General features: G+C 37.8%; 13 protein-coding genes. 2 read left to right on the forward strand and 11 right to left on the reverse strand.

Annotated features, from left to right (window positions below; genetic code table 11):
* Positions 1 to 322: 322 nt before the first annotated feature.
* The gene (gene dnaK / locus A0J48_RS23295; protein WP_200326969.1) at positions 323 to 2,224 is read right to left on the reverse strand and encodes a molecular chaperone DnaK; all 1,902 of its coding nucleotides are present in this window, start codon (positions 2,222 to 2,224) and stop codon (positions 323 to 325) included.
* A gap of 1,347 nt (positions 2,225 to 3,571) precedes the next feature.
* Here dnaK and A0J48_RS23300 point away from each other — a divergent pair.
* Positions 3,572 to 4,318 carry a hypothetical protein gene (locus tag A0J48_RS23300; RefSeq protein WP_200326970.1) on the forward strand — a complete coding sequence of 249 codons (747 nt, stop codon included), beginning with the start codon at positions 3,572 to 3,574 and terminating at the stop codon, positions 4,316 to 4,318.
* Positions 4,319 to 4,557: 239 nt separating this feature from the next.
* On the opposite strand, the gene arsC is transcribed toward A0J48_RS23300, so the two are convergent.
* The 10 genes from arsC to A0J48_RS23350 all read right to left on the reverse strand — a co-directional run bounded on the left by arsC (position 4,558) and on the right by A0J48_RS23350 (position 15,471).
* Positions 4,558 to 4,953, reverse strand: coding sequence for an arsenate reductase, glutathione/glutaredoxin type (gene arsC / locus A0J48_RS23305; protein ID WP_200326971.1), 396 nt, complete (start codon positions 4,951 to 4,953; stop codon positions 4,558 to 4,560).
* 119 nt (positions 4,954 to 5,072) lie between these two features.
* Complete coding sequence (arsH, locus tag A0J48_RS23310; protein WP_200326972.1) at positions 5,073 to 5,723, reverse strand: arsenical resistance protein ArsH; 651 nt, start codon at positions 5,721 to 5,723, stop codon at positions 5,073 to 5,075.
* Between the two features lie 9 nt (positions 5,724 to 5,732).
* The gene (locus tag A0J48_RS23315; protein WP_200326973.1) at positions 5,733 to 6,428 is read right to left on the reverse strand and encodes an MIP/aquaporin family protein; all 696 of its coding nucleotides are present in this window, start codon (positions 6,426 to 6,428) and stop codon (positions 5,733 to 5,735) included.
* A gap of 20 nt (positions 6,429 to 6,448) precedes the next feature.
* Positions 6,449 to 7,525 (reverse strand): ACR3 family arsenite efflux transporter, encoded by a 1,077-nt coding sequence (gene arsB, locus A0J48_RS23320; RefSeq protein ID WP_325078961.1) that lies wholly within the window; start codon positions 7,523 to 7,525, stop codon positions 6,449 to 6,451.
* Between the two features lie 71 nt (positions 7,526 to 7,596).
* A complete protein-coding gene (locus tag A0J48_RS23325) occupies positions 7,597 to 8,646 on the reverse strand; it encodes a PstS family phosphate ABC transporter substrate-binding protein (protein ID WP_200326974.1) in 1,050 nt (349 codons plus the stop codon).
* Positions 8,647 to 8,903: 257 nt separating this feature from the next.
* Positions 8,904 to 10,514, reverse strand: a complete 1,611-nt coding sequence (bchE, locus tag A0J48_RS23330) for a magnesium-protoporphyrin IX monomethyl ester anaerobic oxidative cyclase (protein WP_200326975.1) — start codon at positions 10,512 to 10,514, stop codon at positions 8,904 to 8,906.
* Positions 10,515 to 11,254: 740 nt separating this feature from the next.
* Entirely contained in the window at positions 11,255 to 11,578 is a 324-nt protein-coding gene (locus tag A0J48_RS23335; protein WP_200326976.1) for an ArsR/SmtB family transcription factor, read from the reverse strand.
* Positions 11,579 to 12,161: 583 nt separating this feature from the next.
* Positions 12,162 to 13,367: an aspartate aminotransferase gene (locus A0J48_RS23340; RefSeq protein WP_200326977.1), complete on the reverse strand. Its 1,206-nt coding sequence runs from the start codon at positions 13,365 to 13,367 to the stop codon at positions 12,162 to 12,164.
* Between the two features lie 170 nt (positions 13,368 to 13,537).
* Positions 13,538 to 14,686, reverse strand: a complete 1,149-nt coding sequence (locus A0J48_RS23345) for an iron-containing alcohol dehydrogenase family protein (RefSeq protein ID WP_200326978.1) — start codon at positions 14,684 to 14,686, stop codon at positions 13,538 to 13,540.
* A 263-nt stretch (positions 14,687 to 14,949) separates the two neighbouring features.
* Positions 14,950 to 15,471, reverse strand: a complete 522-nt coding sequence (locus A0J48_RS23350) for a Ycf51 family protein (RefSeq protein WP_200326979.1) — start codon at positions 15,469 to 15,471, stop codon at positions 14,950 to 14,952.
* Positions 15,472 to 15,916: 445 nt separating this feature from the next.
* On the opposite strand from A0J48_RS23350, the gene A0J48_RS23355 reads away from it, so the two are divergent.
* Positions 15,917 to 16,414 carry a hypothetical protein gene (locus tag A0J48_RS23355; protein WP_200326980.1) on the forward strand — a complete coding sequence of 166 codons (498 nt, stop codon included), beginning with the start codon at positions 15,917 to 15,919 and terminating at the stop codon, positions 16,412 to 16,414.
* Positions 16,415 to 16,691 lie beyond the last annotated feature (277 nt).

Genomic DNA, 16,691 nt, shown 5'->3' on the forward strand with positions numbered 1-16,691 from the left:
TTATTAATAATTTATTTTATCAATTTATTATGAAAATGTATAATTAATTTTGCATGGGTACTTATCTAAACCTTTAACCGTAGAACAGGCAAATTATATGTTATCCAATTACTTTCTCAAGATTACTGATTACTGATAGCTGAATGCTCACCTCAAACTTTTGATTGATCAAGGTTTTGGGCAAACCCTAATTAGCTTTTTAAGACAACAAAATCCCCAACTTCTTCAAGAAGTCGGGGATGTTTATTTACAGAATATTGTAGGTTGCAGGATATACAAACTTTCAAAAAAAGAGTTTTACTGCTGACTACTGAATTCTGACTTATTTACTTTCGGTGAAATCAGCATCAATCACATCATCACCACCACCAGAAGGAGGTGTAGCACCGCCATCTTGAGGTTCAGCACCAGGAGCAGCACCACCAGCTTGTTGATAGATATTGCTACCTACTGCAAACAAAGCTTGTTGCAATTCTGGTGTCAGTTTTTTAATTTGCTCATCATCTTCTTTTGCAACCGCTTCCCGCAGTTCTTTTACCAAACCTTCAACTTTGGTTTTGTCAGCTTCAGGAACTTTATCACCTAATTCTTGTAGCTGCTTTTCTGCTTGGTATGCTAAAGAGTCAGCTTGGTTTTTGCGTTCAATCTTCTCACGCTTTTCTTTGTCTGTAGAGGCGTTTTGTTCAGCTTCCCGTACCATCCGGTCAACATCATTTTTATCCAAGGTGGAAGCACCAGTAATGCTGATGGACTGTTCTTTACCAGTTCCTTTATCTTTCGCAGTAACGTTGAGAATACCGTTAGCGTCAATGTCAAAGGTAACTTCAATTTGAGGTACACCACGGGGTGCGGGAGGAATACCATCTAAGCGGAAAGTTCCTAAACTCTTGTTATCGTTAGCAAATTCCCGTTCCCCTTGCAGGACATGAATTTCTACGTTGGTTTGACCATCAACAGCAGTTGAGAATACTTCTGATTTTTTGGTAGGAATGGTGGTGTTGCGAGGAATAATCTTGGTCATTACTCCACCCAAGGTTTCTACACCCAAGGATAGAGGTGTTACGTCTAACAACAAAATACCTGTAACATCACCAGCTAATACACCAGCTTGAATTGCTGCACCAACGGCTACAACTTCATCAGGGTTAACGGTTTGGTTAGGATCTTTACCCAGTACCCGTTTAACCACATCTTGCACTGCGGGAATACGAGTAGAACCACCAACTAAAACAACTTCATCAATATTGCTCTTGTTTAACTTGGCATCTCTGAGCGCATTTTCTACAGGGATGCGGCAACGGTCAATTAAATCAGAGCAAAGTTCTTCAAAGGTGACACGAGTTAAAGTGGTATCCAGGTGTTTTGGACCATCTTGGGTAGCGGTAATGAAGGGAAGGTTAATTTCCGCTTGAGTAACGCTAGAAAGTTCAATTTTGGCTTTTTCTGCGGCTTCAGTCAGACGCTGTAAAGCTTGTTTATCTTTGCGGAGGTCAATACCTTCTGCTTTTTTGAATTGTTCAGCTAAGAAGTCAACTATTTTTTTGTCGAAGTCGTCACCACCAAGGTGGGTATCACCCGATGTAGCTAATACTTCAAATACGCCATCACCAACTTCTAATACAGATACGTCGAATGTACCGCCACCAAGGTCAAATACGAGGATGGTTTCGTTGCTCTTTTTATCAAAACCATAAGCTAGAGAAGCTGCGGTTGGTTCGTTGATAATCCGCAATACTTCGATACCTGCGATTTTACCAGCGTCTTTTGTAGCTTGACGTTGGGAGTCGTTGAAGTAAGCAGGAACGGTAATGACTGCTTGGGTAACGGTTTCACCCAGATATTTACTAGCGTCTTCAACTAGTTTACGCAGAACTTTGGCAGAAATTTCCTCTGGTGCAAATTGCTTACCAGCCCCAGGAGAATCTAATTTAACGTTACCGTTGCTGCTGAGAACTTTATAAGAAACTTCTGTAGCTTCCTTAGTAACTTCATCAAAGCGGCGACCGATGAAACGTTTTACAGAATAAAAGGTATTTTCGGGGTTCATCACCGCTTGGCGTTTAGCGATTTGACCTACTAGGTTATCGCCATTTTTCGCAAATGCCACCACTGATGGCGTTGTTCTAAAACCTTCTGCGTTAGCAATTACGGTGGGTTTACCACCTTCCATTACTGCTACGCAAGAGTTGGTTGTACCTAAGTCAATTCCTACTACTTTTGCCATTTTAGGTGCTGCTTCCGTATAACTACAAATGAATGGGATTATAAAGGGCTAAATTTTTTGAACTAACTGATTTAAAAAAGCAGTCAGTCCAGCATGGTTGCGCTTGTCTGGGGTGGAAACCGCAAATCACACTGATATATATACTGAACTTGTGTAGCCAGTCCATGAAGGGTGGTTTCCCGAACCTTGAATGGGACGGTTAATTTTAAAGGTTGTTTTTAGTTGGTTCATGGATTGAACTGTTGTCACTCTGACTAATGTATGAGAATTAATACTTTCAGGAATTGGGGTGAACCGTAATCTCTAAGTCGTATTTGCCGTCAAAATGAGGGAACAGGGAATAGGCATGGCCTTTATTACTACTAGCTAAGTGGGTCGGCGTTAAAAATTGTCGTTATGACAAGGCAAGAGAGAAGAGGTTTTTATCAGAAAATAGGCTGAAAAAATGGGTTTGAGGTTTCCCGTCCTTTGAGGACGGCTTTCGGAATCAAATAATGGAAACAGACAGGGCATTGTCTGTTGGGCGAGATAGTGTCAGACGGTACAAAACTGCAACTGTTGTTTGAAAGAAAGAATCTCTGCACTTTTAGGGCGGGGAGTATGTCATATCATGTCCGTTGGAATACTTACGATATTTGTTGGGGCTATTAATAGGGAATAGGGAATAGAGAATAGGGTTTTAGAGGATTTAGGTGTACGGAGTTTTATATGGTCACTCTCCTCGCAAGCTATCAAAAATCAAATAGGAGTCCTATAGGACTAAACAATGATTGTTTGTGTATTTGTGTGATCCTAATTTATATTTTCAATCAGCAACGTCAATTATTCATTCAGGCAAGGGAATAGTTAATAGGAAATAGTCAAGGAAGACTGCGATTTACTTCGTCTTAAAAAATGGATAAATATTTTATTGTCGCGCAGGTACTTAAATATTTTTACGTAAGTAATTTTTAATAACTTAATACTGTTTTCATCTATCTAAAGATAGATTTTCACGGGTCAAATTGTGAAATATTATCAAAGCATACCTTTCTTCTGTAACATTAAGCTTAATAAAACTCCGAAAAGTGCTTATTTCAGAGATTTTTTTCAGCTATAGGAGTCCTATTTGATTTTTGATAGTTGGCGTAACGTAGTCATACAAAACTTTGGACACCTAAATTCTGGGAAACCCTTTTCCCTCTTGCCAGAGTGCCGCCTGCCTACATAGATAATTTTAGATATCAAACTGGATTCCTATCTGTGAAACAATATTCAGCTTAACTTGATGAAGAAATGGTATGAGGATCTAACAAATCTCTGCTTACTGACGTTGTTTTTTTTTATCAAAGTGGAAGTTGTATGAGTATGAAAGAAGTTCTAGAATTGATTGAAAAAAAGACACAAACATTTGCTCAATTACCTTTCTTCCATTTTCTCAGAGATACAAGTATAGATCCCAGAAAAAGACTAGGTTGGGCATCTGCAATGGCTCCTTTTGCAATGAATTTCGGTGAATTGAATAGACTATATTTGCGAAAAGAACCAACAGATAGTAAATTGCAGGAACTAATTAATAACCATACTCGTGAAGATGACCATCACTGGAAGTGGTTTCTACAGGATTTAGAAAAACTAGGAATTAACAATTCTCTGACCTTCAGTGAAGCTTTAAAATTTCTGTGGAGTGAAGAACTCCAAAAAACGCGCAAACTATCCCAGGATTTATTTACCTTGTGTACCATTCACGATGATCCTATCCTGAAAATAGTGATTATAGAAGTCATAGAAGCAACAGGACACACTGCACAAGCTGTATTTGCACCTGTCGCTAAGGAACTCCAAAGCATCACCCAAAAAGAGTATCGTTATTTTGGTGAGCATCATTTTCAAGTAGAAAGTGGTCATTTGGCTGGAGTAGATGATATAGAAGAATTGTTGGGTAATTTAGAAATTACAGAGGAGCAAAAAGTTAAAGCTTTGGAAATAGTAGAGCAAACTTTTCAAAGTTTTACAGAATTTATCAATGAAATGTTTTTGTATGCACAAAAACAGTGCTTAGAAGCAGAATATCAGAGAAATATTTCATCTTTGCCAAGATACTCTTTAGTATAGCTGGATCAATTTTTGCTTAATTTTTATCATCTAGCAGTCTTAAATCTCATATAATATTTGTTTTAAGACTGCTATCAATACTGTTCGGTTAAGAGTTTTTGTAGGTTGGGTTTAAAGAAAGCGCAACTCAACAAAAGTCCGTAAATGTTGGGTTTTCTCACGTCAACCCAACCTACCTGATTTAATGTTTTGAGCTTAACCGACAAGTATTGAGACTGCTATTATTTTTTGACTAAGCTTTAACTCAAAGCTGCAATCAATTTAACTACTCGTTCTTTTACCTCATCCCGAACACGCCGAAAGGTGTCAATATCATGACCTTCAGGATCATCAAGTTGCCAATCTTCAAAGACTTTTCTTAACACCCAAGCTTCTGGTAAATTCACGCCACAACCACATAAAGAAATTACAGCATCAAAGTCTTCAGGGTTAAAATCATCTAATGCTTTAGATGTTTGACTGCTAATATCAATGCCAATTTCTGACATCACTTGTACAGAAATCGGATCTACTTCACTGGATGCTAAGCCGGAACTAAAAACAGCAATTTTACCTTCTCCTAAAGTTTTAGCAAAGCCCTCAGCCATTTGGGAACGACGGGAATTTTTTTTGCAAACAAACATTACTTTTTTCATGATTTTTGAATTAGTAAATAAAGATTGTTTTGTTTCTTTTATGGTTACTGAATAACGAACCGCAGAGGCGCAGAGGACGCAGAGAAATGAGATTTTGAGAGATATTTTTTAGGTATGGGTTATGATTTCAAGGCGTTGTTAGCTAACTGAATAGCTTCTTTTGCTGCTTTTTCTTTACGTTCACTGTAGCGGTCAGTTAAATAATCAACTTTGTCACGCAACAGCAAAGTAAACTTATATAATTCTTCCATCACATCAACTACTCGGTCACGATAAGCGGAATCTTTCATTGTTCCATCTTCATGAAACTCTTGATAAGCTTTTGCTACCGAAGATTGATTAGGAATGGTAAACATTCGCATCCAACGCCCTAAAATTCGCATGGTATTCACAGCATTAAAAGACTGAGAACCACCGCTTACCTGCATTACTGCTAATGTTCTTCCTTGAGTTGGTCTAACAGCACCTAAACTTAAAGGAATCCAATCAATTTGATTTTTTAGAATTCCAGTTATATTACCGTGCATTTCTGGTGAAGACCACACTTGACCTTCTGACCACATACTCAATTCTCGTAGTTCTTGGACTTGGGGATGAGTATCTGGAACACTACCATAAATTGGTAATTCACGGGGATCAAAAAATCGTACTTCTGCACCAAATTCGGTAATAATTCTGGCTGCTTCTTCTGCTAATAAACGACTGTAAGAACGTTCTCGCAATGAACCATATAAAAATAAAATTCTCGGTGGATGCTGGAAGTTTGTCATTTTACTCCTTTATTTTTGAAAATCTTGGAAATTATTAGAAATAATTCCGTAAACTATGACTGCAAACTGTGAACCTAATATTGGTGCTACCCAATAAACCCAATGATGCTGCCAAATTCCTCCTACTAAAGCTGGTCCAAAGGAACGGGCAGGATTCATACTTGCACCAGTAATAGGACCCATAAAAGCCGCTTCCATTGCGACTGTTAAACCAATAGCTAAACCAGCAAAACCAATGTGGGCGCGACGATCTAATCCAGATCCCAAAATCACAAACATTAAAATGAAAGTGAGGACTGTTTCTAATACTAAAGATTGCCACCAGTTGTTATTTAGAGGCATAGTTACACCTAAATTAGCAACGTTTCCTAAACTAATTATTAGTAAGCTAGAAGCTAATATAGATCCTAATAATTGGGCAAAAATATAGGGTAATACTCGCCTTTTAGGAAAAAATCCACTAGTCCAAAATGCCAGTGTTACGGCTGGGTTAAAATGTGCGCCGCTAAGATGTCCTAAACTGTAAATTAATGCAGCTACTACAGCCCCAAACACAAAACTAATTCCAATATGGCTGATAGCACCTTGGCTGATGTTATTCACCATCACAGCACCAGTTCCAGCAAATACTAAGATAAAAGTGCCTATTGCTTCTACTAAAAATTCCCGTCTAAATTGGTAAATTTCCTGGAAAAATAACTTCATTGGCAAGAGAACTTATCTAACTACAATGCTTCTGGTGAAGATGGGCGAAAAAACTGTTTTTTTAGCCAGAAAGCTAAACTAACTAAACTAATTAAAACTGGTACTTCTACCAATGGTCCAATCACAGCAGCGAAAGCTGCACCAGATTTAATACCAAATACAGCAATTGCCACAGCAATGGCTAATTCAAAATTGTTACCAGCAGCAGTAAAGGCGACACTAGCAGCTTTTGCATAGTCGGCTTTGATTTTCCATGCCATGTAAAAACTAGTCAAAAACATTAACAAGAAATAGACGATCAGGGGAATTGCAATGCGGACAACATCCATTGGAATCTGCACAATTAAATTGCCCTTTAAGCTAAACATTACCACGATGGTAAATAAGAGAGCAACTAAAGTCATGGGGCTGATTTTTGGGATAAATTCATGATGATACCACTGCTTACCTTTAGCTTTCACCAAAATAACGCGAGTGATAAATCCAGCCAAAAAAGGAATACCTAAATAGATAAAAACGCTGCTGGCAATTTCGCCAATGCCTACATTCACAATACTTCCTTGTAAGCCAAATAAAGGCGGCAAAATAGAAATGAAAAACCAAGCATAAACACTGTAAAAAAGGACTTGAAAAATACTATTAAAAGCAACCAGTCCGGCTGTATATTCAGTGTCTCCTTTCGCTAAGTCACTCCAGACAATTACCATCGCAATACAACGGGCTAATCCAATCATAATTAGGCCAGTCATATATTCAGGTTGATCACGTAAAAACAGAATCGCAAGTATAAACATCAGTACCGGACCAATCACCCAATTCTGTAATAATGACAGTCCTAGAATTTTCGTATTCCGAAATACATCTCCTAATTCTTCATATTTTACCTTAGCTAATGGTGGGTACATCATTAAAATTAAGCCAATAGCAATGGGAATATTAGTTGTCCCTACTTGGAAATGATTGATGAAAACTTCTATTGTGGGGAAAAAATATCCTAAACAAACTCCAATTGCCATTGCTAAAAATATCCACAATGTCAAAAAGCGATCAAGAAACGAAAGGCGTTTGATAGCAGGTTTTTTAGCTACATATTCCACTTAAATCACCTCTATAAGTTTAGTTAAAGAATTTGCATTTTGTCACCATAAAAAACTCACACAGCATCAACCTAAAATTGCTTTTGTTTACGTAATAATTCCCCGATGGTTAAATCAAATTCTGCTTTCCCTGCAAATACTGTTCCAGCTTTACCATTATGTAAATGCACATAATCAATTTTGTAAGCTTCCTCTGGTAAAGGTACAGAACCTACAGAGTTAACAATTGTTGGTGCTTTTTGCAGATAGAAATCTATAAATTTATAAACTTCTCCTCTGTTTTGACTAGACCAAAGATTGACATAGATAAACAAAGGTCGAGAAAGTGGTTGATATGTAGATTTTTTGACTGTTTCTTGTGATGGTAAAACTGCACCTTTACCGTTATTAACAGCTACGACTTTTAATTTATCTTTGTTTTTTTCATAGTAAGCGTAGCCAAAATAACCCAAGGCATTGGGGTCTTTATTGATGCCGTCAACTAAAACATCATCGTCTTCGCTGGCTGTGTAATCGTTACGGCTGGCTTTGGCTTTACCAACTATTGCTTCTGTAAAGTAATCAAAAGTACCAGATTTTTTACCAGCACCGTATAAATTCAGAGGACGATCTGGCCAAGAACTACGTATTTGATTCCATTTGGTAATTTTTCCTTCTGCGGCAGGTTCCCACATTTTTTGCAGTTCGGCAACTGTGATGTCTTTTGCCCAGGTGTTTTGGGGATGTACAGCGATAGTTAAGGCATCAAAAGCAATAGGTAATTCTATGTACCTTACTCCGTTTTTATTACAGTCTGCCATCTCTGTCTTAGAAATAGGTCGAGAGGCATTATTTATATCTATTTTCCCCGTGCAGAATTTTTCAAACCCTCCCCCAGTACCGGAAATGTTTACTTGTACTTGGGTATTATTTGTGGCAACTGCTGGAAACTCTTTGGCTATACCCTGTGTAATTGGATATACTGTGCTAGAACCATCAATTTTAATGACGGTTACAGTTTGCGAAGCTGCTGCTTGTGCTGACTGCTGGGTGTTGCTGGAAGTATCAGGTGTACTGCTACAACTCGCTGCTAATGCTAATGTTCCTACTACAAGGACTAATCTTTGTGCAGTTGCTTTCACTGGCTTTACCTGTATAATTGCTGCTAAATTTTATATATTCATCATTTCAAAAAAAATTGATATGTCAACTACCAGAATACCACAGGACACAAAAATTAATCAAAAAAACTTGATGGATTATTTTCCTATGCTTGTAGCAGTCACACAATCATCTGCGTTTATCTGCGTTTATCTGCGTTTATATTAGGCTCGGTTATGACATTAGCGGGCAAGATGCCCGCACCACAAGAGTTTGATTATTCCCGATTGTACCTCATTTAAATTTTCCAACCTTGAACTTGTTCTTGCTCAGTAAATTCTGGCAGGTCATTGGGTGCGCCACAAGCAGAAATATTACCTGTGAAATTTACATCTGCCATTAATTCTGGATGTTCTTGTTTGCGTTGGGCAATTTGTTCGCGGGTGAGAATCTTCGACTCATCAAAGCCTAACTCAATTTCCGTGCTTAAACCTTTATACTTCACTCGTTTCAGATTGTAGAAACGTTTGTTGAGGGTGGTTTTCACAAAAGCCTTTAAGCAACCTAACAGATATTTGCGCTTAAATGGGTCTTTGACAAACCAATACTCAAAGGTTTTGCGGAGGTAAAAACGGGCATAGTTCCGCAGCACTCCTTTGAGAACATCTTCCCGTTCCATTGCGTCGGGCTTCATGATGGGAGTGACAAAGTTATATTGAGAATAGTCTCGAACTTCGACGCGATCGCCCAAATCCTGAAATAATTCGGAAAATGGCCAGGGGGTAAACATATTCCAGTTCACCATGTCTGCTTTCCAGTCCAAAGCCATTTTATAGGTTTCCTCAATTGTCTCAGCGGTTTCATTTTCCAAACCCATGATAAATTGAGCTTCAGCCACCATGCCATTTTGCTTTAATAGTTGAATCGCCCGTTTGTTTTGTTCAATTGTTGTTTCTTTACGGAACAAATTCAACTTTAATTGTGCTGCGGCTTCTGTACCCAAGGAAACGTGAACTAGTCCAGCTTTGCGGTAAAGTGGTAAATCTTCTTCATCCCGCAATATATCTGTCACCCTGGTATTAATTCCCCAATGAACACCCAAATTGCGTTCTATCAATTCATTACACAAAGCAATAAATTTGGGTTTGTTAATAGTTGGTTCTTCATCTGCCAAAATGAAAAATCCCACCTTATGTTTTTTGACCAAAACTTCAATTTGGTCAACGAATTGCTTGGGACTACTAGAACGATATTTACGCCAAAATGCCCACTGGGAACAAAAACGACAGGTGAAGGGACAGCCTCTAGCATAGTTAGGAACAGCTACCCGCACATTGAGAGGAGTATAGATATATTTACTCCAATCTAATAAATCCCAATCTGGGGTTAGGGTATCTAAATCAGCGATAGGGGGATGGGCTGCTGTAGCGATGACTTGCCCATTTTCTAAGAAAGCAATACCTAATATATTTCGGCGTTCATTTTCTACTGTACCATTAGCGATCGCACTCACCAAATTAACTGTAATTTCTTCCCCTTCTCCGCGAATAATATAATCTACCCAAGGGGCTTCATTGAGAACTTCATTGTACATATAGGTAGGATGAACCCCACCCATAATTGTCGTAGCTTGGGGACAAACTTCTTTAACAATCTTCAGGGTTGTTTGCGATTGATAAATCATCGGTGTAATTGCTGTTGCCAAGACTATATCTGGCTGATGCTTTTTGATAATTTCTGCTAAAGCATCATCAGCAATATAATCTGTCATGGCATCGACAAAACGGATGTCGGTAAAGCCAGCAGTTTTCAATGCCCCACCCACATAAGGAACCCAACTTGGTGGCCAATTTCCCGCAATTTCCGCACCACCAGAATGATAATTGGGTTGAATCATCATAATCCGCATAATCTACCTCCTAATTCTTACCAGAGGACTCAACGATTGAAAATATCCTGCTTTCAACTACTTTGCTGCTAACAAATTCAAAAGTGAGAAAGACTGATGGATAAATTTTTGCTAATTTGAGATGAGACGAAATAAATCAGCAGATTGCAGGTTGTCTTCAGTACAAACTTGTCATCAAAACTTAAAGAACCATCAAGTTTTGCTGCTGACTGCTGACTGCTACTGTATGGAAAAATTTACCAATCAAACTGCTGGTAAAAACTAGTGGTTGCCTGATTTTTGTCTTGTAAATTATGAGGTGAAACTAATTCACTTACATAACTTTATAGCTATACAGCCTTGAGAATAAAGAAATTTTTTCAAAACTTAATGTTTAAGCATTAAAAGTGGTTATATTGTGTATATAAATGAAAATAAAACAATATCTGATGTGTCTAAACTTGGTTCACAATATTTCTATATAGCAGGTAACAGGTGACTCTTGACAGGTGACAGATTTAAAAGGCTTTTAGTGTCTACGTTTGATCATTTGTTGATGTCCTTAGCACCTTGGCTGTTGCTATATATAGGCATCCGGTTTGATTTATGAAAAATTAACTATTGTAGAGTGTGTTAGGATCAAATATGTAAAGCGCCGTTATTACAGCTTTAGTTCTTTACGCTACCATTAACGCACTCTACGTGCCTGTATGGTTAAGCCTCGCAAACTATCAAAAATCAAATAGTAGTTCTATTTTGATTTACTCACAATAAGAACGAACAGGTAAAAGTACAGAATTATGGTGAATATTAGCTAAATACTGTTCTAAAACCTGAAATTGAGGTAGATTTAAACTATAATAAATCCAACGTCCTTCTTGACGGGAATTGACTAAACCTGCTTCTTTCAGATTTTTGAGATGAAAAGAAAGTTTTGATTGACTAATTTCTAAAGCATCACATAAATCACAAACACAGAGTTCCCGCTGACGTAGTAATTCGATCACGCTAATTCTAATGGGTTCAGATAAGGCATGAAAGCCTTCAGGAATGAGGTGATGAGTTGTAGTTGTAGGGGTGATCATTTATTTATAACAATATCAAGCAGCAAAGTTGCTAATATTGTATTATAGCTTTTTTGTTTGAATCAGGATATCCATGATTAAAGGATTTACAGGATAGAAAACGCAGATAAACGCAGATAATTTTATATGTTATTGAACTAGGAAATGCTATATTTGATTTTGTCTCTTTTCTACTGCCATTAAATTTTGCATATCTTGATCATAATCTTTGGGGATTATGACACCATATTCTAATCTCATAGAGTTACTTCTATCTAAGATAATTGTATATTATAGATAAGTAAGTCGGCTTGAAAAAACCGAGGTATGTTACAAAAAGTAAAATCTCTGAAAGTCTCTTCCCTCTTGCCTTTTGCCTCCGGTTGGTGAGCGAAGTCGAACCACTGCCTTTTGCCTTGCCATAACGATAAATTTTAACGCCTACCTACTTATGTAATTTCAACTAACATCCTGTAAATCCTCAAATCCTGGATATCCTGATTCAGACAATTAACATCCTCAAATCCTGGATATCCTGATTCAGACAATCAGAGAAAAAATGATTTGTGTTGGGTTGCGCTGCGCTTAACCCAACCTACTGTTATCACGCAGAAACTACGGCTTCAGGTTGATAACAAATTCCTGCTTGTTGAAATCTTTCTAAAGCTTCACCCAAGCGATCGCAATCTGCAATTAAACTAATTCTCACATATCCTTCACCACCAGCACCAAAGGCGTTACCAGGAGTGACAACTACACCTGTTTGTTGCAGTACATTCAAAGCAAAATCTGTAGAACCCATTCCCACAGGACATTTTACCCACAGATACATGGTTGCTTTGGTTTTGGGAATATTCCAGCCTAATTTACCTAAACCATCAATGAGAAAATCTCGACGGGTGCGATAACGTTGTTGGACTTCGTGTAAATAAGAATCTGGCAATTGTAAAGCGGTTTCTGCTGCTGTTTGCAATGCGGAGAAAATGCCATAATCTAAATTGGTTTTTAATGTCCGCAAACCTTGGATAATGTGACGATTTCCTACCACAAAACCCACACGCCAACCTGCCATATTATAGGTTTTAGATAGGGTATGAAATTCCACACCGATATCTTTTGCACCAGGAATTTCTAATAAACTAGTGGGTTGATAACCATCAAAAGCTAATTCTGCATAACATAAGTCATGCACTAACATAATTTCATACTTGCGGGCAAAAGCAACTATTTCTTCAAAAAATTCACGGGGTGCGGTGGCGGCGGTGGGATTACTGGGATAATTAAAATAGAGAATTTTGGCTTTTTTGGCTACTTCATCGGGGATGGATGTTAAATCAATTAACCAATCGTTTTCCTCTTTGAGAGTTATACTGTGAATTACTCCACCGGCAATGATGGGACCACGAAAATGCACGGGGTAAGATGGTGATGGTACTAAAACAATATCACCAGGATTAATATAGGCGATCGCTAAATGTCCTAAACCTTCCTTAGAACCCAACAAAGGTAAAGCTTCACTATCAGGATCAAGTGTTACACCATAGCGGCGATTGTACCATTTAGTAATTGCTTTGCGGAAATTTGCAGTTCCTTCAAATGGTGGATAACCGTGATTAGCAGGATTTTGTAAAGCTGCTATTCCCGCTTCTATAATTGGTTGAGGAGTAGCCCCATCCGGGTTTCCCATTCCCAAATCAATCAAATCTAGCCCTTGTTCCCTGGCTTTCGCTTTTAGTTCATCTAAACGGGCAAACACATAAGGCGGTAATTTTTGTATCCGTTCTGCGGGAGTAATCCAACTCAAACTCATTCTAAAACCTCGGAATAGGGGACAAGTGACAGGGAACAGATGACAGGAAATAGATGACAGATGACAGGTGACAGGAAATAGATGACAGGTGACAGGAAATAGATGAAAATTTTACCAGTCACCAATCAGCAATCACCAATTACCCATTACTAATTACCTATTTTTAATTTTTAATTTTTAACTTTTAATTGGTTTGGGGCAGTAGTAGAAACCATTGCGGCCATTAACTGTTCCAAAGCGACTGGAAAAGGTAAACGGTGAATATCAGAACTAGGCGCTAAGGTAATTTCTGCGGCTGTTTGCAATTCAGTCAAAGTAATATTTCCTAAACCTAAATCTGCTAATTTTTGTGGTAATCCAATCTCTGCATAGAACTTTAATAATTGTTGTCTGGCTGCATCTGCCAGTTGATTACCTTGGAGCATTTCTTCTAATCGCAGTTGTACTAAAATACCATAGGCGACCTTTTCACCATGAATGCTACCATGTCCAGAAATATGCGTTAACCCATTATGGACAGCATGGGCAGCTACAGTCCGACATTGTGCGCCACCTAAACCACCAATTACACCAGCTAATAATACAGTGGCATCCACAACTTCTTGCCAAACTTCGCTACCAGGTGATTGTAAAGCGGTAGCAGCTTTCTGGAAAAGAATATCTCGTAAAACTCTTGCTTGTTGGACTGCGGCAATAATCAGAGTATCTTGTAAATGACCACTACTAACAGATGCTTCATACCATTTGGCGATCGCATCCCCAATTCCCGCCACTAATGTCCTCTGGGGTGCAGTCTGAATCAAATCATAATCCAAAATTAGCAAATCAGGACAGCGAGACAATGCCACATCATACAAAAACGCCCCTGTTTCCGAATAGACATTAGATAAAGCCGTCCACGCTGCACAGGTAGCCGCAGATGTAGGAATTGTGACAACTGGCAACTGTAATTGATGGCCGATCAACTTAGCCGTATCTAAAGCTTTACCACCACCCACACCAATGATCACATCTGCTTTATGTTCCTTAGCCGCTTTGCGTAAAGCTTTTAAACTTGTTTCACAGCAATCTGCACCATAGGAAACACAGTTAGTTTGTAGTTCTTGGGCTGACAAAATCCCTTGTAAATTTTCCTGGCAAATACTGAGAGTGCGATTTCCTGCCACAATCAGAGGATGAGTTCCCAACTTAGCGATTTCCGACACAGTTGAAGATAACACACCTGCACCTCGAATAACTTTAGCCGGTGCAACTGTCAGTGTTAATAATGAATTAGCGGTTTGAGTAGACAACGTTTGAGTAGAAGATTGATTAGTCATAATAATGTATTATGTCAAAATTTGATATTTCTTAATCAAATTAGACTGATAATTCAGGGGTCTTGTTGCCACGTTCACAGAAGTCTATTGTCGATTGGCCGGAAAAGTGATCAATTGTTTCTGATAGTGGAGTTTCTCAAGTTTTAACATCTTAATATAAAAATAATCTTTATTGTATTTTAATTGACAAAAAAATTGTGTCTATTTGGAGGTTGGGAGATAGGGAGAATATATCTCCCGGTTCCCTTTGCCTCTTAACTGATTTAAGCTGTGGGTTTTGGCAGTTGGGCAAACTTGTCAAGATAAACTTCAACCGCCATTTCTGGATCTTCACGAGTTGCCAAAGTTCGTTTCACTTCACCCAAGTAAAGTGGTACTGATAAACCTGGTTCTGGGTGAATGAGGGTACGGGCGCGGATGGTCAGTTGGTTGTTGTCCTTACTACCTAAGCGACCATAGGAGTAGAGATTATTAGCCGCTTGACGCAAAGTAGCTTCTAATTCTGTTGGTGTAATTTCCGGTGCAGTAGCAATGACAGCTTGACTAGAACCGTTGTCATAAACTAAAGTGTATTTTACTGCGCCAGGTATGACTGTGCGACTCAGAGGTACTAAAGACAATGAAAATAAGCCAGCTGTCAAGACTATCATAAAGCTTGTTGTACCTACCAGCCGAAAGCGTAAACCCCATTTGAGGATCAAAGCTAAGATTGTCAAAGCTGCAAATACTATGGTAGCAATCCCTGACCATTGGGAATATTGCAGAAAGTCAGCTGTTGTAAACATGAGGTTTTAATGACAGGTTTGATTGACAAATGTAGCCATTTTACCGCACAGCCAATCACCCTGGTGTTGGATCCGGAACTATATGCGTAGTCAGTTATGTTGTTGTTAGCCATTACATCACAAATATATACTGGCAATCATAAAATTTTTAAGTATTATTACGGTAAATAAATTTTATATTCATCTAGGAGTTACGCAAATTTTTTTTTAAAATTTCAGTAATCTTAACATTAACTCTCATGGAGTTAATAGATAAAATATTTATTATAGACAATAACTGGACTGACAAAACAGTTTCCATCTCTTAAGTATTCAGGGTTGTTTACTATTGAAAATCTCTCAGCCATCACTGGTCTTATTGGTGAGGCGATGAGTATCAATATCAGGGTTAATAAACAATTAATAACAATCACATCATTTTATACAATACATTGGTTAAATAACTATGAGTGCTTGCAACACTTTATTACACAACCCCATGCTTAATGAATATCATGACTTGCAAACCAAAAGTCAGTTATTGATGCTGGAAGCTATATCAGTTTATCACATTATTGCTACAGTTTCTTATTATGATATTCAGGGTTTTCTTAAAGGTATAAATAGTCTTTTAGAACTCAAACAAGAACTGAATGCATTACAACTACAATTCAAATCTACAAATGTGGCAATTTTGATGTTGCAAGAAAGTATTCGTCAAGCCCAAAAAACTCAACATATAGAATTGCAAAACATCAATAGCATCACTAAGGAAATTTATCAAAATATTGATTTTGTAGATCAGTATTTAATTTCTATATCTTCAATTTTGCTTCAAAATAAAATAATTGCTCCCATTAATCAAATAAGCAAAATGATGCAAACATTACTGATTTTCGTTAGCACATATATCATTGAATCAATGAGATTTCTATCTCCTGAACCTCATCAAGACTATTATTAAAATTTGTGGATAGAATGCAAAAATCTCGAAGATGGCAATAAAAGGTAAAGGGTAAAAGTTTTTATTGCCTTTTTCCTTTTAGCCAGGACTCAGAATTACTATTAATTCTTTTTATTTTTTTTATAGGAGTAATTATGTTTGATATAAATCAATACAATGCCAATGCAAAAAACTATCTGTTAATGCAAGGTTGGGAAAACAATCTAGCGCAACAAATTTTATTTCCATGTGATTGTGATAGACACTATTATCAAGTAAAAATTGATAACTGGAAGAC

It is taken from the genome of Sphaerospermopsis aphanizomenoides BCCUSP55 (assembly GCF_001586785.1).
Lineage (GTDB): Bacteria > Cyanobacteriota > Cyanobacteriia > Cyanobacteriales > Nostocaceae > Sphaerospermopsis_A > Sphaerospermopsis_A aphanizomenoides_A.

Coding starts and splice junctions, on each gene's coding strand:
- arsC (WP_200326971.1), bottom strand. CDS start 4,953: ATGAAAAAAGTAATGTTTGTTTGCAAAAAAAATTCCCGTCGTTCCCAA.
- arsH (WP_200326972.1), bottom strand. CDS start 5,723: ATGACAAACTTCCAGCATCCACCGAGAATTTTATTTTTATATGGTTCA.
- A0J48_RS23355 (WP_200326980.1), top strand. CDS start 15,917: ATGAGTGCTTGCAACACTTTATTACACAACCCCATGCTTAATGAATAT.
- A0J48_RS23335 (WP_200326976.1), bottom strand. CDS start 11,578: ATGATCACCCCTACAACTACAACTCATCACCTCATTCCTGAAGGCTTT.
- dnaK (WP_200326969.1), bottom strand. CDS start 2,224: ATGGCAAAAGTAGTAGGAATTGACTTAGGTACAACCAACTCTTGCGTA.
- A0J48_RS23315 (WP_200326973.1), bottom strand. CDS start 6,428: ATGAAGTTATTTTTCCAGGAAATTTACCAATTTAGACGGGAATTTTTA.
- A0J48_RS23350 (WP_200326979.1), bottom strand. CDS start 15,471: ATGTTTACAACAGCTGACTTTCTGCAATATTCCCAATGGTCAGGGATT.
- bchE (WP_200326975.1), bottom strand. CDS start 10,514: ATGCGGATTATGATGATTCAACCCAATTATCATTCTGGTGGTGCGGAA.
- A0J48_RS23345 (WP_200326978.1), bottom strand. CDS start 14,686: ATGACTAATCAATCTTCTACTCAAACGTTGTCTACTCAAACCGCTAAT.
- A0J48_RS23340 (WP_200326977.1), bottom strand. CDS start 13,367: ATGAGTTTGAGTTGGATTACTCCCGCAGAACGGATACAAAAATTACCG.
- A0J48_RS23300 (WP_200326970.1), top strand. CDS start 3,572: ATGAAAGAAGTTCTAGAATTGATTGAAAAAAAGACACAAACATTTGCT.